The organism is Kocuria dechangensis, from assembly GCF_014636775.1.
GTDB lineage: Bacteria > Actinomycetota > Actinomycetes > Actinomycetales > Micrococcaceae > Kocuria > Kocuria dechangensis.
On the sequence record NZ_BMEQ01000002.1, the window covers coordinates 305,943 to 321,223 of the forward strand.

The following is a 15,281-nucleotide window of genomic DNA, read 5'->3' on the forward strand; positions in this document are numbered from 1 at the left end:
CATGAGGCGACTGTTCGACTACCGCTGCACGGCCTGCGGATGGGCCGGCGAGCGCCTCGTGGAGGTGCCCGCGCCGCGCGGGCTGGCGTGCGGCCGGTGCTCCGAGGAGGCCGTCCGCCGCTACACGACCGCGGGGCTGCGCCGGTCGGGGGAGGCCCTGGCCGCGATCTCCCCCGCCGCCGGCAGCACCGACTGCCGCGACAACCCGGACGTCCCCGGACTGTGCCACGTCGCCCCGGGGGCGCGCCGGTCGATGATCGCCCAGTACCGCGGCGACGACGACACGCTCGCGGCCGAGCGGACCCGGCAGACCCGGCGCTACGAGGAGCACGGCCCCGTGCCGCTCGACCAGGTGCTGCACACCCACTGACCCAGGCACGCCCCCCCCGAGGAAGGGATCCACCACCATGACGAGCACGACACAGGCCCCGGCGAGCGCCGCCGAACGGCTCCGCACGGAGTTCGAGCACCTGCACGGGCACTGGGACGAGCGCCTGCAGGCGCTGCTGGACCTGGACCGGCGCCAGTTCGCCGTGCACGCCGCGCTGACCGGCGTGGCGGAGCGCCGCGGCGTCCTGCCCGCCAGGATCCGCCACCTGGTGCACCTGGCCGTCGCCGCCGCCGCGACCCACCTCTACGGGCCCGGCACCGAGCAGCACGTGCGCGGGGCCCTGGCGGCCGGCGCCACGGAGCAGGAGGTGGCCGAGGTCCTGCAGCTCACCGGAACGCTGGGGATCCACGCCCACAACGTCGGCGGCGCGATCCTCGAGCAGGTCCTGCGGGAGACCGGTCACCTGCCCGAGGAGCCCGCGCCCCTGACCGGCCACCAGCAGCGGCTCAAGAACACCTTCGAGGCGCGCCGCGGGTTCTGGCACGAGGACTTCGAGCAGCTGCTGCGGCTGGACCTCGACCTCTTCGAGGCCTACTGCGAGTACTCCGGCCTCCCGTGGACGGACGGGGTGCTCGAGCCCAAGGTCAAGGAGTTCGTCTACATCGCCTTCGACGTCGCGGCGACCCACCTGCACCGTCCCGGCATCGAGCAGCACTTCCGCAACGCACTGCGGCACGGGGCCACCCCGGACGAGCTGCTGGCCGTCCTGGAGATCGCTTCGACCCTCGGCACCCACGGGGTGCTCGAGGGCGCCCTCACCCTGGCCCGCGTGCGTGCGCACGGGGCCGGCACCCCCGAACAGGAGAACCAGCCATGACCACCACGACCGGCACCACCACCTCCACGATCCCGCCCGTGCCGGGCGCCGGACCCTCCGGGGTGCCCGAGGAGCGCCGCCTGCAGAAGCTGGGGGAGCTGTTCGACGTCCGCGGCCTGGGCGTCGTCGTCACCGGCGGCGGCAGCGGGCTGGGCCTGCGCATGGGCACGGCGCTCGCCGAGGCCGGCGCCCACGTGACCCTGCTGGACGTCGTCGGCGACCGCCTCGACGAGGCCCGGACCGACCTGGCGGAGCAGGGCCTGCAGGTCGACGTAGCCGTCGCGGACATCACCGACTTCGACCAGCTGGACGCCCTCTTCGACCGGCTCGAGCACAGCGAGCACGGCCTGCACGTCGTGTTCGCCAACGCGGGGATCAGCGCCGGTATCGGTCCGCGGCTGAGGACCGGCCGGATCACCGACCTCGACCGGGAGCGCTGGCAGCAGGTCCTCGACGTCAACCTGACCGGCGCGGTCAACACGATGTCCGCCGCGGCTCGCCACCTGAACACCGGCTACGGGCGGATCGTCGTGACCTCGTCCGTCGGCGGGATCCGGGCGGACCCGATGGTCGGCTACGCCTACGCGTCGACGAAGGCCGGCGTGGTCGGCCTGGTCCGCAACGCCGCGCTGGAGCTCGCCCACCGCGGGATCACGGTCAACGCGGTCGCCCCCGGCCTGTTCGAGACCAACATCCGCAAGGCCAACCCCGCGGCCGAGGCGATGACGGCGGACTTCGTGAAGGTCTCCGCCCTGAAGCGCTCGGCGCAGCTGCCCGAGCTGGAGGGCCTGGCCGTCTACGTCGCCTCCCCCGCCTCGAGCTACGTCACCGGCGCCGTGCTCAACATCGACGGCGGTGGCCAGCACGTGGGTCCCAACGACGTCGAGCTCTGAGTCCTCGACGTCGCCCTCCTCTCCCCGAAAGGTGTCCCAGTGACCTTCCTGCTCTGGCCGGTGAAGTCCAGTCTGCTCCGCTACGTCTCCGCCCTCCCCGACGGCGCCCTCTCCGTCGAGGACGGGGCGGAGGCGGACCCCGAGGCGGGCGTCTTCGCCTTCCCCGGTGACCCCGAGGACCCCTCGGGCCGCCGCTTCCGGGGCGACCTGCGCCTGCGCGCGCACGGCGGGATGCTGTTCGTCCGCGTCGCGCGGCCCGCGCTCGAGACCGTCGACGGCGGCGGGCTCGCCCTGACCGTCCTCGCCCCCGGTGAGGGGGAGACGGAGGAGCGGCTGGTCCTGGCCCACCTCGCCGAGCGCGCGCGCACGGACGGGGCCGTCCTGTACGACGCGCGGCTGAGCGAGCCCGGGGCCGCGCTGTTCGGCGGCTACTACCGTCCAGGGGAGGAGCTCGATCCCCTGGAGGTCCGGCAGGACTGACCGATCCCCCGCCACGACGAGAAGGGCCCCGTCCGTCCGGACGGGGCCCTTCTCGTCGTGGCGGGCGGATCACTGCCGGAGCGCGCTCCAGCGGGCGATCTCCGTGTGGTCGGCATCCTGCGGCAGCTCTCCCGCGGCCTGCTCCCACAGCTCCACCGCACGGTCGGCCAGCGGGGTGCCCAGACCGACGTCATGGGCGAGCTCCCGCGCGATCTTCATGTCCTTCACCATCAGCGCCAGGGAGAAGCCGGAGTCGTAGGTCTGCGGCACCACGAAGTTCGGCCACTTGTTCTCGGTGGACCCGCTGCGGCCACTGGCCCCGTTGATGGCCTCGAGCATCACCTCGGGGTCCATGCCGAAGCGGGTCCCCACGTGCAGGGCCTCGCTGGTCACCAGCAGGTGCGTGGCGGACAGCAGGTTGTTCAGTGCCTTGAGGGCGTGGCCCGAGGCGACCGGTCCCGTCCGGACGAGCCGGCCCATGGCCTCCAGCGCGGGGCGCACGACGGCGACGTCCTCGTCGACGCCGCCGACCATGATGGTCAGGGTCCCGGCCACTGCGCCCTTGACCCCACCGGAGACCGGTGCGTCGACGAGCCGGACGCCGAACCCGGTGCGCAGCCGCTCGGCCAGGTCCTTGGTGCGGCCCGGGACCGAGGAGCTCATGTCCACGACGACCGCTCCCTCCGGCATCCGTGCGGCCACACCCTGCTCGAGGAGGACGTTCTCCACGATGTCGGAGCTGGGCAGCATGAGGATCAGGAGATCGATGTCCTCGGTGACACCGCCGACGCTCTCAGCCGGGGTGCCGCCCCGGGCGGAGAACGCCGAGAGGTTCTCCGGGCTCAGGTCGAAGCCCAGGACACGGTGGCCGGCCTGGAGCAGGCGGGCGGACATGGGGAGCCCCATGTTCCCCAGACCGATCATGCCGATGGTCAGGTGCGGCTCAGACATGGGCTTCCTTCATCTCCTTGAGGGTCTTCTCCGCCACGCGGAAGGACTCCAGTGCTGCGGGGACGCCGACGTAGACGGCGGCCTGGAGGAGCACTTCCTGGATCTCCTCCTCGGTGACGCCGTTGTTGACCGCGCCCTTCACGTGGACGGCCAGCTCGTGGTTGCGGTTGAGTGCGGTGAGCATGGCGAGGTTGAGCAGGCTGCGGGTGCGACGCTCCAGACCGGGACGGTTCCAGACCGCTCCCCAGCAGTACTCGGTGACGAACTCCTGCATCGGCTGGGCGAACTCCGAGGCGTTGGCCAGTGAGCGCTCGACGTGCTCCGCCCCGAGGACGGTCCTGCGCATCTCGAGGCCGGCCTGGTAGGTCTGCTGGTGGGTGGTGTTCGACGGCATGTCGTCGTTCCTTTCGTGTGCTGTGCTTCTGGTGCTGTGCTGGGTCGTGCTGACGGCGCGGACGGTGCTCGTCGGCGCCGGGTCAGAAGGGGCTGGGTGCCAGGACGATGTCGAAGCGGGTCCGTGCCCACTCCTGCTCGCCGAGGTCACGGCCGTCGGGGGTGGGGGTGCCGGGCGGCTGGGTGGCAAAGGTCTTGATGAGCGAGTCCTTCACCCCGAACACGGAGTCCCCGATCTCGATCTGGGGGTCGTCCTCGACGAAGATGTGGGTGACCAGGGTCCGGTGGTTCTCGGCGGTGACCATGAAGTGCAGGTGTGCTGCCCGCACCGGGGACCGGTTCGTGGCCGCGAGCATCGCCCCGACGGGGCCGTCGTGCGGGATCGGGTAGGGGGTCGGGGTCAGCCCCCAGAACGCGTAGTTGCCGTTCTGATCGGCATAGAGGTGGGCGCGGCCGGTGATGCGGTCGTCGCCGTACTGGACGTCGTAGAAGCCGTCCTCGTCGGCCTCCCACACCTCGATCCGGGCGCCGGGGATCGGGTCGCCCTGCGTGTCGGTGACGGTGCCCTCCACCCAGGCCGGCTGCCCGGTGGCACCGCCGGCGATGTCCCCGCCGAGCGGGATCTCCGGGGCGTCCTCCAGGAAGAAGGGGCCGAAGACGGTGGCCTCGGTGGCGTCCCCGTCCACGGGGTTGTTGACCGCGATGGTCTGCATCGAGGCCCCGAGCACGTCGGAGAGCAGGATGAACTCCTGGCGGCGGTCGTCGGTGATGTGCCCCACCGCGGTGAGGAACTCGATCGCCTTCTCCCACTCGGCCTCGGTGAGGCGGACCTCGCGGACGAAGGCGTGCAGATGGCGGGTGAGGGCCTGCATGAGCTGCTTGAGGCGGGGGTCGGGAGTGCCGGCGAAGGAGGCGAGAACCTTCGCGGTCAGGGCCTCCTCGGCCGCGCGCTGCTCGGCGGGCACGGCGGCGCCGGCCGGGGCGGTGGTGGTCTCGGTCATGGGGAATCCTCCTCGTAGCGGGTGGGTGCGCCGGGGTGCTCGATCAGCGGGCGAGCAGGGTGGCCGTGGCAGGTGCCGGGGCGGCCCCGGTCAGGGCGTCGGTGATCAGGCCGGTGATGTTGGCCTCGACGACCGGCACCGGGTTCGAGGCCGGGGCGGCCGCCAGGACCCGCTCGACGGCCTCGGGGATCCCGCTGGCGGTGAACCCGTAGTCGGCCAGCCGTGACGGCGCCTCGACGGCCGTGTAGAGCCGGCGCAGGGCCTCGACCGCGGCTTCGGCCGGGTCCTGTCCGCCGGCGGCGGGCAGCCCGTGCAGGGAGGCCACCGCGTCGTGCTCGGGGGCCACCGGGGGCTTCCCCAGGGCGGTGGCCAGCCGGACGGCCAGCTCGGGGACGGCCGGGGCGTTGAGGGCCAGCACGTACGGGAGCACGGTGGCGTGGGTCTGGGCGTGGGGCAGGTCGAAGGTCCCACCCAGCACGTGGCAGATCTTGTGGTGCAGCCCTGAGCCCGCGGAGGCGAAGGCGACCGCGGCGAGGTAGCAGCCGTAGAGGGCCTGCTCCCGGGCCTGGAGGTCGTCGGGGTCGGCGACGATCCCGCGCAGGGCCAGGTTCAGGGCGCGGGCCCCTTCCAGGGCCATCGCCTGGTTGATCGGGTCGGCCTTCGGGGCCCACAGGGAGTCCACGCAGTGGGCCAGGCCGTTGAGCCCGGAGGCCACGGACAGGCCCGCCGGCAGGGACGCCGACAGCTCGGCGTCGTAGACCACCGCCACCGGCAGCACGCGGGCATCGGCCCCGGTGATCTTGGTGCGGTCCTCGGTGAGTCCCCAGACGTCGGTGGCCTCGGAGCCGGCGTAGGTGGTCGGCACAGCGATGACCGGGATGCCGGTGGTCAGGGCGATCGCCTTGGCCAGACCGGTGGTCGACCCACCGCCGACGCACACGATGGCATCGACGTCGTGGTCGGCCGCCGCCACTCGGGCGGCCTGGGCGGTCTCGACCGGGACGTGCTGGATGACCTGGTCCCACCACAGGACCGCGTCGGTGCCGGCGGTGGCGGTCTCGGCCAGGGCCCGCTCCGGAGGTGCGGCGATGACCATCGGCCGGGTGGCGCCGAGCCGGTCCAGCTCGGCGGCCACGTGCTCGGCGGCGAGGCCGGTGCCGAACAGGACCCGCTGGCCCAGGGTGGTGTGCATGAATTCCATCTGAGGAACCTTTCGGGAGAGCGCCGACGGATGCCGGGGTCAGACGATGCTGGGGACCCCGTCGGCCTGGGGGTCCCGGGACGTGGCCGAGGTCAGGGCCTTGCGCTGGGCGGCAAGCGTGGCCAGGCGCATGAGGCAGAACATCGAGATCACCAGGGTGAGGGTGACGAACACGGGGATGGCCCACGGGGACCCCGTGTACTGCAGGAGGGACGCGGCGATCATCGGGGTGAACCCGGAGCCCAGGACGTTCGCGCCCTGGTACCCCAGCGACATGCCGGTGAACCGCACCTCAGGGGTGAAGGCATCCGCGAAGAGCGCCGGCTGTGCTCCGTAGGCCACCGGGTAGAGGCATCCGAAGCCCACCGCGTAGCCGAGCATGATCAGCCAGGGGTTGTGGGACTCCACGGCCCAGAACATCCCGAAGATCGAGACCATGGCCAGCACCGAGCCCACCGCCATGAGACGCCGTCTGTCCACGCGGTCGGAGAGGTGCCCGAAGAACAGGATCGTGGGGATCTGCAGCACGAAGGAGAGCAGGGTGAAGGACAGCATGACGGTCGGGTCGATGCCGGCCTGGTTCGTGCTGTAATTCACCAGATAGGCCATGACGATGATCGAGAAGGCGCCGAAGCCCAGGAAGCCGCCGGTCACCAGCAGCACCGGGCGCAGGTGGTGCTTGAGCACGGCGATGATCGGGACGTCCACGGCCCGGCCCTCCGCCTTGACCGTGCGGAACTCGGGGGACTCGGCGATCTTGAGGCGGATGATCATGCCGACGATCACGAGAACGGCGCTGAGCAGGAACGGGATGCGCCAACCCCAGGCGAGCATCTGCTCGTCGGGGAGCAGCGTGACGAGCAGGAAGACGGCGTTGCCGAGGATGGAGCCGGTCGCCGGGCCCACCTGGGGGATCGCGGCGAAGAAGCCCCGCCGGTGCTCGGGGGCGTACTCGAAGGCCATGAGGATGGCCCCACCCCACTCGCCTCCGAACGCGATTCCCTGGAGCAGCCGCAGCGTGACGAGCAGGACGGCGGCCCAGGCGCCGATCGTCTCGTAGGTCGGCAGGAGGCCGATGAGCATCGTGGCCCCGCCCATGATGAGGAGCGTGATGACCAGCATCGGCTTGCGGCCGATGCGGTCTCCGAAGTGCCCGAAGATCACAGCGCCCACAGGGCGTGACAGGTAGCCGACCGCCATGGTGGCGAACGTGGCCAGGGTGCCGACGAAGGGGTCCGACTGCGGGAAGAACAGCGCCGGGAACACCAGGGCGGCGGCCAGACCGTAGATGGAGAAGTCGTAGTACTCGATGGCGTTGCCCGCCAGGCTGGCGGCCGCGACCTTGCGGACCGTGCCGCGGGGGGCCTGGACGGGCGGTGCTGCATTGGACACGGGGACCTCCGGGTGTGTGAGTGGAGTCACAGACAGTGGTCCCGACAGTAGTGACGCCCCGATCGGCCAGCAACACATAGAACCTTTGTTGATGCGCCGTGACATACAAGAAGAGTATGGGCACCGAAAGCACCGATTGTCTAGACACCTGTCTAACTTACTTGCACCATGGTGACTTGCATCACGTCCGGTCGGAGCACCGGGCGCAGGCCCGACCGCGGCGATCTCGCCCGTTCGGCGGATCCAGTACCGTCCCGAGGAGATCGCATGAACGCTCACCCATCCTTGACCCCCGCTGCCGATGAGCAGCTCCCGCCACTTCCGTCCCGATCGTCCCTCCGCCCGCCGGCGAGGGCCGCCGACACCGGGGAGCCCAGCGGCAGGACCCTGGACTGGCGCACCGGCGGCCTGATGATGGCCGTGACGTTCTCGCTGCTGCAGATGCTCAACGAGATCGGCACGCTCATGGCCATCCCCCTGTACGGCTCCATGAGCGCCGAGCTGGGCCTCACCCCGAACCAGGTGTCCTGGGCGCTGCTGGCCACGACGCTGTGCGGCGCCTCGACCATCGCGGTCCTGGCCAAGGCCGGCGACATCTTCGGCCACCGACGGCTGATGATCTGGTGCGTCCTCGGCATCACCGTGGGATATGTCGTCTCGGCCCTGGCTCCCAGCTTCACCGTTCTCCTGATCGGCCGCTTCCTGACCGGCGTCATGGCGGGGCAGGCGCTGTGCGTGGGCATCATGCGCGACCGGCTCAGCGCCGTGGACCGCAAGAAGGCGGTGGCCGTCATCGCCGCCGGCCAGGCCGCCGGGGTCTTCCTCGGCTTCGGGCTCGGCGGGCTGTTCGTCGTGCTGGGCCTCACCTGGCGCATCACCTTCGTCGTCGGCGCCCTGCTGACGCTGATCTCCCTGGTGGCCTTCCTCCGGTGGGGCGACGACTCCGATGCGGGGCGGCGCCACTCCGGCTCTGCCCGCTCCCTGGACGTCGTCGGCGTCGTGCTCATGGGCCTCGGCCTCACCGCACTGTGCGTGGGAATCAGCCAGTCCATGGTGTGGGGGCCGACGTCGTTCGCCACGGTGGCCACCGTGGGGCTCGGCGTCGCCCTGCTCGTCGGCTCGCTCGCCTGGGAGGCCCGCTCGTCCCGTCCCCTGGTCGACATCAGCGAGATGTTCTCCGCCCGGCTCCTGCCCGCCTACGCCGTCTTCCTCACCATGGGCATCACGGGGATGCTGATGTTCAACCTGGTCATGGGCTGGGCCATGCTGCCGGCCGCGGCCATCGGCTACGGCTTCGGGCTCAACCCGCTGCTGGCGGGCTTCCTCTTCATCCCCATGACCGTCGCCGGTGCCGTCGCCGCGCGCCTCGTGTCCCGGTTGCTCGTGCGGGTGCCGGCGCGGAACGTGGTGCTGGGCTCCGCGCTGCTGCTGGGGGCGGACTTCGTCTTCCTGCGGTTCTGGCACGACAGCCTGATCACCGTGCTCGTGGCCGTGTTCGTCTACGGGCTGGCGTACACCTCGCTGCTGACGACGGCGGTCTCGGTGATCGCGGTCGAGGCGCACGAGGACCGCGCCGCGGGGACGGCCTCGGTGTACGTGGCGCTGGCACTGGCGGCCTCCTCGATCGGGGCGGCGATCTACTCGGCGCTCATGGGCTGGGGCACCGATCCGGTCACCATGCTCCCCACCCCGGAGACATTCGACGTGGGCTTCCTCGTGGCGGCCGCCGCCTCCGTCTTCGCGATCGGCTCCGGCCTCACCCTGTCGAAGCAGGTGCGCCTCTCACGGATCCAGGCGCACTGATCCCACGGTGATGGAAGGACCGGGTCACTCGCCGAACAGCTGCGCCCACTGCCGGGCCAGCGAGGCGAGGACCCGGTCCTCCCGCTCCCGGTGCCCCCGGAGGTACATGTAGTAGAAGTTGCGCTCCAGGCTCATCATCAGCGTGACCATGTGCACCTCGCGGTCCAGCCGCTCGTCCTCCGTGCGGCAGCCGCGGTACAGCGCCGTCTGGTCCGAGGAGACGCGCCGGACCATGGCCAGCCACTCGTCGAGCACCTCCGGGTCCGCGGCCATGGCACGGGTGATCGCCTCGAACTCCGTGGCGTAGCGCAGCCACAGCTCCCGGCCCTGCGCCAGCCATTCCAGCAGGGCCTCGGGGGTGTGCCGGGGGATCCTGTCCAGGCCCTGGAAGAACGCGGCGACGTCGGCCTCGATCTCGCGCATCCGGGCCATGATGATCTGCGGCTTGCTGTGGAAGTACAGGTACAGGTTGGCCCGGCTGGACCCCGCGGCGGTGGCGATCTGGGCCATGGACGTCTGCTCGTAGCCCCGCTCCCGGAACAGGAGCAGGGCCTCGTCGACGAAGCGCTGGCGGGTGGCGACGCTCTTGGCGGTGCGGTCCGTCATGCAGGCGCCCGCCTCACAGCACGAGGGCGACGGAGCGGCTGCGCTCCGTGCGGGGCGGCGAGGAGCGCGTGAGCGTGAACAGGACGACGTGGCGGATCACGAGGAGCTCCCGGGTCGACAGAACGGTGCGGGCGGCGGACCGCGCCCTCCGGGCAGTGTATGCGCCGCCCGCCGCCCGGCAGAGGCTTCAGGCCGGGAGCATGCCGCTCAGCTCCTCGGCGGCGGCCCGGGGATCGGCGGCCTCCGTGATGGCACGCACGACGACGACGCGCGTGGCCCCGGCGCCCAGGACCTCGGGCACACGGCCGGCGTCGATGCCGCCGATGGCGAACCACGGCGTGGACGCCGCGACCGGCCGCTCCGCCACGAGGGCGGCGGCCGCCCGGACGAAGTCCAGGCCCGTGGCGGCCCGGCCCGGCTTGGTGGGGGTCTCCCACACGGGCCCGGTGCAGAAGTAGTCGACCTCGGGGTCCTCCAGCGCCGTGCGCGCCTGGTCGAGGTCGTGGGTGGAGCGGCCGATGACCACGTCCGGACCCAGCAGGGCCCGGGCCTGGGCGGGGGAGAGGTCGTGCTGGCCCACGTGGAAGACGTCGGCGCCCACGAGCGCCGCGACGTCGGCGCGGTCGTTGACGGCGAACAGCTTCCCGTGCGCGGCGGCCACCTCGGCGAGCACCCGCAGCGCGGCGATCTCGGCGTCGGCGTCCAGGGTCTTGTCCCGCAGCTGGACGATGTCGGCGCCCCCGGCGTAGGCGGCGTGCAGGAACTCCTCGAGGTCGCCCTGGCGGGTGCGAGCGTCCGTGCAGACGTACAGCCGGGCGGCGGCGAGCTTCTCGGTGCGGGCCCTGCGGAGGGCGGGATCGGCGGGCGGGGCGAAGGCGCGGGTATGCTGAGTCACACGCTGATGCTAGTCAGCCAGTTCTGCGGGAGCCCCATCGGGGCTGAGAGGGCCTGAGCGCCGACCGCCACACCTGATGCGGGTCATGCCGCCGTAGGAAAGGACACGCCGGTGACCGCCGCGCCCCTCGCCACCACCTCCCGCCCGGGCCCCGGGCCCGCCGACCTCGTCGTCGACGCCGCCGTCGTCGGCGCCGGAGTGGTCGGCCTCGCCACCGCTTGGGAGCTGCGCCGCCGCGGCCGCTCCGTCGCGGTGGTCGACCCGGACCCCGGCTCCGGGGCCAGCCGCGCCGCCGCCGGCATGCTCGCCCCCGTCAGCGAGGTCCAGTACCAGCAGGAGCCCCTCTACCCCCTCATGACGGCCTCGGCCGCCGAGTACCCGGCCTTCGCCGCCGCCGTCGAGCAGGCCGCCGGGCAGGCCGTGGGCTACCGCGCCACCGAGACCCTCGTGTGCGGCGTCGACGCCGCCGACCGGCAGGCCCTGGCCGACCTGCGCGAGCTGCAGCTGCGCCACGGCATGGCGGTCGAGCCGCTGCCCCTGCGCGCCGCCCGCGCCCTGGAGCCGGCGCTGAGCCCGCGCCTGTCCGCCGCGTTCCGGATCCCCGCCGACCACCAGGTCGACCCCCGCCGGCTCGTCGCCGCCCTGCTGACCGCGCTCGCCGCGCCGTCCCTGTCCGGCCCCGGCCCGTCCGGTGCCGCCCTGTCCGGCTCCTCTCTGTCCGACCCCGCCCGCGAGGTGGCCGACGACGGCGGACCGGCCCACCTCGTGCGCGAGCGCGCGACGGCGCTGCGGTACGGCGTGGACGGTGCGGTGGCCGGCGTCGTCCTGGCCGACGGGCGGCAGGTGGTGGCCGCCGAGACGGTGCTCTCGCCGGGGACCGGGATCGGGGCGCTGGACGGCCTGCCCCGCACCTGCCGGCTGCCGCTGCGCCCGGTGCACGGGGACATCCTGCGCGCCCGCCTCCCCGCGGGGACGCCCGAGCTGCTCGAGCGCACCGTGCGGGGGCTCGTCCACGGCGTGCCGGTCTACCTGGTGCCGCGCGCCGACGGGACCCTGGTCATCGGGGCGACCTCCCGCGAGGACGACCTGGAGGGCCCCAGCGCCGGGGGCGTGTTCCGGCTGCTGCGCGACGCCCAGGCCCTGGTCCCCGGCGTCGCCGACCTCGAGCTGACGGAGGTCATGGCCCGGGCCCGCCCCGGCACCCCGGACGACATCCCCTACCTCGGCCGCGTCCGCGCCCCGGACGGCGAGCACGTGCCCGGTCTGGTCGTCTCCACCGGGTACTTCCGCCACGGCGTGCTGCTCACCCCGCTGGCCGCCCGCCTCGCCGCCCAGCTGGTCACGGGGGAGCCGGGGGCCGATCCGGCTGCCGACGCCGAGCACCTGGCCACCGCCGACCCCCACCGCTTCGACCTGCACGCCGCGGGACCGCGCGACGCCGGCGCCCGCGTCGTCGTCCCCTCTGCCGTCCCGCCCCCTTCCCCGCTCCCGAACAGGAGGACCTGATGTCCGCCATCACCCTCAACGGCGCCCCGCGCGTCGTGCCCGAGGACACCACCGTCGTCGACCTGGTCGCCGAGACCGTCGGCCGCGCGCTGGGCCCCGACGGCCACCCCGTGGACGGGGGCCGCCTGGGCGTGGCCGTGGCCGTGGACGCGGCCGTCGTCCCGCGCAGCCGCTGGGGCCGCACCCCGGTGGCCGAGGGGCAGAGCATCGAGATCATCACCGCCGTCCAAGGAGGCTGACATGACCACCGTCCCCGCACCGGACCCGCTCGTGCTCGACGGCGTGGAGCTGTCCTCCCGCCTGATCATGGGCACCGGCGGCCTGAGCTCCCTGCACACCCTCGAGCAGGCCCTGCTGGCCTCCGGCACCGAGCTGACCACCGTCGCCCTGCGCCGCTACGCCCCCGGGCAGGGGGACTCGCTGTTCGCCCTGCTCGAGCGCAACGGCATCCGCATCCTGCCCAACACCGCCGGCTGCTACACCGCCCGCGACGCCCTGCTCACCGCGGAGCTGGGCCGGGAGGCCCTGGAGACCGACTGGGTCAAGCTCGAGGTCATCGCCGACGAGGACACGCTGCTGCCGGACGTCGTCGAGCTCCTGGACGCCACCGAGCAGCTGGTGGCCCGCGGGTTCAAGGTCTTCGCCTACACCTCCGACGACCCCGCCGTCGCCCGCCGCCTGGAGGACCTCGGCGCCGCCGCCGTCATGCCCCTGGGCGCGCCCATCGGCACCGGGCTGGGCATCCTCAACCCGCACAACATCGAGCTCATCGCCTCCCGCGCCGCCGTGCCCGTGGTCCTCGACGCCGGCATCGGCACCGCCTCCGAGGCCGCCCTGGCCATGGAGCTCGGCTGCGACGCCGTGCTGCTGGCCAGCGCGGTCACCCGCGCCCAGGACCCGGTGGCCATGGCCACCGCGATGCGCCACGCCGTGGCCGCCGGCCGCCTGGCCGCGGGAGCCGGGCGCATCCCCGCCCGCCGACACGCCGTCGCCTCCTCGCCCATGGCGGGGCGGATCGACGCGGCCGAGGAGCCGTCCGTGCACCCGGCGGACGTGCCGCGCGGGGACTGGGCGCCCGTGGGGGAGGGCCGGTGAGCCCGCTGCCCCCGCTCGTGGAGCCCGGCCCCGAGCTGACGCCCGAGGAGATCGAGCGCTACGCGCGCCACCTGTCCCTGCCCCAGGTCGGGCCCCTCGGCCAGCGGCGGCTCAAGAACGCCCGGGTCCTCGTCGTCGGGGCCGGAGGACTGGGCGCCCCCGCCCTGCAGTACCTCGCCGCCGCCGGGGTGGGCACGCTCGGGATCGTCGACGACGACGTCGTGGCCGCCTCCAACCTGCAGCGCCAGGTGATCCACACCGTCGCGGACGTGGGGCGTCCCAAGGTCGACTCCGCCGCCGACGCGGTGGCCCGACTCAACCCCCTCGTGGAGGTGCGCGCCCATCCCGTCCGGCTGACCGCGGACAACGCCCTGGACCTGGTGGACCGGTACGACCTGGTGCTGGACGGCGCGGACAACTTCGCCACCCGGTACCTGGTCGGCGACGCCACCACCCTGACCGGCACCCCGTGCGTGTGGGGGTCGATCCTGCGGTTCGAGGGGCAGGTCAGCGTCTTCTGGGCCGGGCACGGGCCCACCTACCGGGACCTCTATCCCGAGGCCCCGCCGGCGGGGGAGGTGCCCAGCTGCGCCGAGGGCGGGGTGGTGGGAGTGCTCCCCGCGACGATCGGCTCCGTCATGGTCACCGAGGCCGTGAAGCTGATCACCGGCATCGGCGAGCCGCTGCTCGGCCGGGTCCTGCTGCACGACGCCCTCGCCATGACCTGGCGGGAGCTCCGGCTCACCGCCGACCCCGATGCCGCCCCGGTGGAGCGGGTCGAGGACCCGGAGGCCGCGTGCGCGCTGCCCCCCGACGGCGCCGGTCCGGCCGAGGGGCTCCCAGCCCCGGGCGAGGCACTCGCCGCTCCCGCCCTTGCCGAGCTCCTCGCCCGCCGGGCCCGCGGCGAGGCAGAGTTCGCACTCGTGGATGTCCGCGAGGACTGGGAGCGGGAGCTGGTGAGCATCCCGGGCGCAGTCCCGGTCCCGCTCCAGGAGCTGCTGGACCGCGGCCCGGAGGCCCTGCCGGCCGGGGCCCGCGGGTCGGACCTCGTCCTGCACTGCAAGGCCGGCACCCGCTCCGCCACCGCCCTGGCGGCCCTGCGCCCGCACTTCGCAGGAAGGGAGGAGCGCCTCCGTCACCTCGAGGGCGGGGTGCTGGCCTGGGTAGAGCAGGTGGAGCCGGACAAGCCCCGCTACTGACGGACCGGGGGTGGCCGGCCGCGGTCGGCGGCCGGCCGGGGCCGCGGGAGCCCGGCTTTGTGGTCGCCGCCGGAGTGGGCTACAGTAGCGCAGTCGCCGAAAGGGCCGCGAGAGATCGCCCCGGACGGCAGCGCCGAATCCGGCGAACGAACCCCCTCGAACCTCGTGGACGAGCACCGCTGTGCGGTGGGAAGCCGCTTGCGGAACGGGAGCGGCTCGGGTACGCTGGATGAGCTGTTTCGGGCAGGAGCGAGAGATCGTTCGAACCCGCAGCACCGATTCCGGCAGATCCGATCCATCTTCTCCTGACGAGCTGACCACCGTGTGAACGGTGGGAGGACGATTCGGGAAAAGAAGGAAAAAAGGATAGGCTGAGGAGGTCGCCGCGGGGAAGAACGAGAAGACGTTCGGCCCGGGCAAGAAAAGTTTTGACACGGTTTCTGGTGCGTGGGTGCCGGTTGCTGGTCTGTTGTTTGAGAACTCAATAGTGTGCCATGTTTGTTGATACCAAATTTTTGTTTGGTTGAATTGGCTGCCGCCTGGCCCCGCCTCCGTGGGGTGGGTGGTGGTGTTTTCGGCCTGGATTCATTTTGTTTTCGTTGTTTTTTTGACGGAGAGTTTGATCCTGGCTCAGGACGAACGCTGGCGGCGTGCTTAA

16 protein-coding genes and 1 riboswitch are annotated in these 15,281 nt (G+C 72.6%); of the genes, 9 read left to right on the plus strand and 7 right to left on the minus strand.

Going from position 1 to position 15,281, the window contains the following annotated elements; translation table 11 throughout:
* The first annotated feature begins 1 nt into the window (after position 1).
* The 4 genes from IEW07_RS03585 to IEW07_RS03600 are packed head-to-tail and all read left to right on the plus strand — an operon-like array spanning position 2 to position 2,581.
* Positions 2-370, plus strand: a complete 369-nt coding sequence (locus IEW07_RS03585; protein WP_188534453.1) for an FmdB family zinc ribbon protein — start codon at positions 2-4, stop codon at positions 368-370.
* 37 nt (positions 371-407) lie between these two features.
* A complete protein-coding gene (locus IEW07_RS03590; RefSeq protein WP_188534454.1) occupies positions 408-1,208 on the plus strand; it encodes a carboxymuconolactone decarboxylase family protein in 801 nt (266 codons plus the stop codon).
* Positions 1,205-2,101 (plus strand): SDR family NAD(P)-dependent oxidoreductase, encoded by an 897-nt coding sequence (locus IEW07_RS03595; RefSeq protein WP_188534455.1) that lies wholly within the window; start codon positions 1,205-1,207, stop codon positions 2,099-2,101. The genes IEW07_RS03590 and IEW07_RS03595 overlap by 4 nt, the downstream gene beginning before the upstream one ends.
* Before the next feature lie 39 nt (positions 2,102-2,140).
* Positions 2,141-2,581: an HtaA domain-containing protein gene (locus IEW07_RS03600; protein WP_188534456.1), complete on the plus strand. Its 441-nt coding sequence runs from the start codon at positions 2,141-2,143 to the stop codon at positions 2,579-2,581.
* 69 nt (positions 2,582-2,650) lie between these two features.
* On the opposite strand, the gene IEW07_RS03605 is transcribed toward IEW07_RS03600, so the two are convergent.
* The 5 genes from IEW07_RS03605 to IEW07_RS03625 form a co-directional block, all read right to left on the minus strand.
* The gene (locus tag IEW07_RS03605) at positions 2,651-3,532 is read right to left on the minus strand and encodes an NAD(P)-dependent oxidoreductase (RefSeq protein ID WP_188534457.1); all 882 of its coding nucleotides are present in this window, start codon (positions 3,530-3,532) and stop codon (positions 2,651-2,653) included.
* Positions 3,525-3,926, minus strand: coding sequence for a 4-carboxymuconolactone decarboxylase (gene pcaC, locus IEW07_RS03610; RefSeq protein ID WP_188534458.1), 402 nt, complete (start codon positions 3,924-3,926; stop codon positions 3,525-3,527). The genes IEW07_RS03605 and pcaC overlap by 8 nt, the downstream gene beginning before the upstream one ends.
* An 82-nt stretch (positions 3,927-4,008) precedes the next feature.
* A complete protein-coding gene (locus IEW07_RS03615; RefSeq protein WP_188534459.1) occupies positions 4,009-4,926 on the minus strand; it encodes a hydroxyquinol 1,2-dioxygenase in 918 nt (305 codons plus the stop codon).
* Between the two features lie 43 nt (positions 4,927-4,969).
* Positions 4,970-6,127, minus strand: coding sequence for a maleylacetate reductase (locus IEW07_RS03620; RefSeq protein WP_188534460.1), 1,158 nt, complete (start codon positions 6,125-6,127; stop codon positions 4,970-4,972).
* A 39-nt stretch (positions 6,128-6,166) separates the two neighbouring features.
* Positions 6,167-7,519, minus strand: coding sequence for an MFS transporter (locus tag IEW07_RS03625; protein ID WP_188534461.1), 1,353 nt, complete (start codon positions 7,517-7,519; stop codon positions 6,167-6,169).
* Positions 7,520-7,786: 267 nt separating this feature from the next.
* Here IEW07_RS03625 and IEW07_RS03630 point away from each other — a divergent pair, with 267 nt between their 5' ends.
* Positions 7,787-9,322: an MFS transporter gene (locus tag IEW07_RS03630; protein WP_229741540.1), complete on the plus strand. Its 1,536-nt coding sequence runs from the start codon at positions 7,787-7,789 to the stop codon at positions 9,320-9,322.
* 24 nt (positions 9,323-9,346) lie between these two features.
* On the opposite strand, the gene IEW07_RS03635 is transcribed toward IEW07_RS03630, so the two are convergent.
* Both IEW07_RS03635 and thiE read right to left on the minus strand, forming a co-directional pair.
* A complete protein-coding gene (locus tag IEW07_RS03635) occupies positions 9,347-9,928 on the minus strand; it encodes a TetR/AcrR family transcriptional regulator (RefSeq protein ID WP_188534462.1) in 582 nt (193 codons plus the stop codon).
* A gap of 187 nt (positions 9,929-10,115) precedes the next feature.
* Positions 10,116-10,823, minus strand: coding sequence for a thiamine phosphate synthase (thiE, locus tag IEW07_RS03640; RefSeq protein WP_188534463.1), 708 nt, complete (start codon positions 10,821-10,823; stop codon positions 10,116-10,118).
* Positions 10,824-10,838: 15 nt separating this feature from the next.
* Positions 10,839-10,940: riboswitch (TPP riboswitch) on the plus strand.
* Here thiE and IEW07_RS03645 point away from each other — a divergent pair.
* The 4 genes from IEW07_RS03645 to moeB all read left to right on the plus strand — a co-directional run bounded on the left by IEW07_RS03645 (position 10,935) and on the right by moeB (position 14,623).
* A complete protein-coding gene (locus tag IEW07_RS03645; protein ID WP_188534464.1) occupies positions 10,935-12,329 on the plus strand; it encodes an FAD-dependent oxidoreductase in 1,395 nt (464 codons plus the stop codon). It overlaps the preceding riboswitch by 6 nt.
* A complete protein-coding gene (gene thiS, locus IEW07_RS03650; RefSeq protein WP_188534465.1) occupies positions 12,329-12,568 on the plus strand; it encodes a sulfur carrier protein ThiS in 240 nt (79 codons plus the stop codon). Before IEW07_RS03645 ends, thiS begins: the two co-directional genes overlap by 1 nt.
* A 1-nt stretch (position 12,569) precedes the next feature.
* On the plus strand, positions 12,570-13,424 hold the full coding sequence (locus tag IEW07_RS03655) for a thiazole synthase (RefSeq protein WP_188534466.1): 855 nt from the start codon (positions 12,570-12,572) through the stop codon (positions 13,422-13,424).
* Positions 13,421-14,623, plus strand: a complete 1,203-nt coding sequence (moeB, locus tag IEW07_RS03660; protein WP_188534467.1) for a molybdopterin-synthase adenylyltransferase MoeB — start codon at positions 13,421-13,423, stop codon at positions 14,621-14,623. Before IEW07_RS03655 ends, moeB begins: the two co-directional genes overlap by 4 nt.
* Positions 14,624-15,281: the final 658 nt, after the last annotated feature.

Bases quoted from the DNA above. Each gene is read 5' to 3' on its own strand.
- IEW07_RS03590 (WP_188534454.1), top strand. From the start codon at position 408: ATGACGAGCACGACACAGGCCCCGGCGAGCGCCGCCGAACGGCTCCGC.
- thiS (WP_188534465.1), top strand. From the start codon at position 12,329: ATGTCCGCCATCACCCTCAACGGCGCCCCGCGCGTCGTGCCCGAGGAC.
- IEW07_RS03655 (WP_188534466.1), top strand. From the start codon at position 12,570: ATGACCACCGTCCCCGCACCGGACCCGCTCGTGCTCGACGGCGTGGAG.
- IEW07_RS03585 (WP_188534453.1), top strand. From the start codon at position 2: ATGAGGCGACTGTTCGACTACCGCTGCACGGCCTGCGGATGGGCCGGC.
- IEW07_RS03620 (WP_188534460.1), bottom strand. From the start codon at position 6,127: ATGGAATTCATGCACACCACCCTGGGCCAGCGGGTCCTGTTCGGCACC.
- IEW07_RS03605 (WP_188534457.1), bottom strand. From the start codon at position 3,532: ATGTCTGAGCCGCACCTGACCATCGGCATGATCGGTCTGGGGAACATG.
- IEW07_RS03615 (WP_188534459.1), bottom strand. From the start codon at position 4,926: ATGACCGAGACCACCACCGCCCCGGCCGGCGCCGCCGTGCCCGCCGAG.
- pcaC (WP_188534458.1), bottom strand. From the start codon at position 3,926: ATGCCGTCGAACACCACCCACCAGCAGACCTACCAGGCCGGCCTCGAG.
- IEW07_RS03630 (WP_229741540.1), top strand. From the start codon at position 7,787: ATGAACGCTCACCCATCCTTGACCCCCGCTGCCGATGAGCAGCTCCCG.
- IEW07_RS03635 (WP_188534462.1), bottom strand. From the start codon at position 9,928: ATGACGGACCGCACCGCCAAGAGCGTCGCCACCCGCCAGCGCTTCGTC.
- IEW07_RS03595 (WP_188534455.1), top strand. From the start codon at position 1,205: ATGACCACCACGACCGGCACCACCACCTCCACGATCCCGCCCGTGCCG.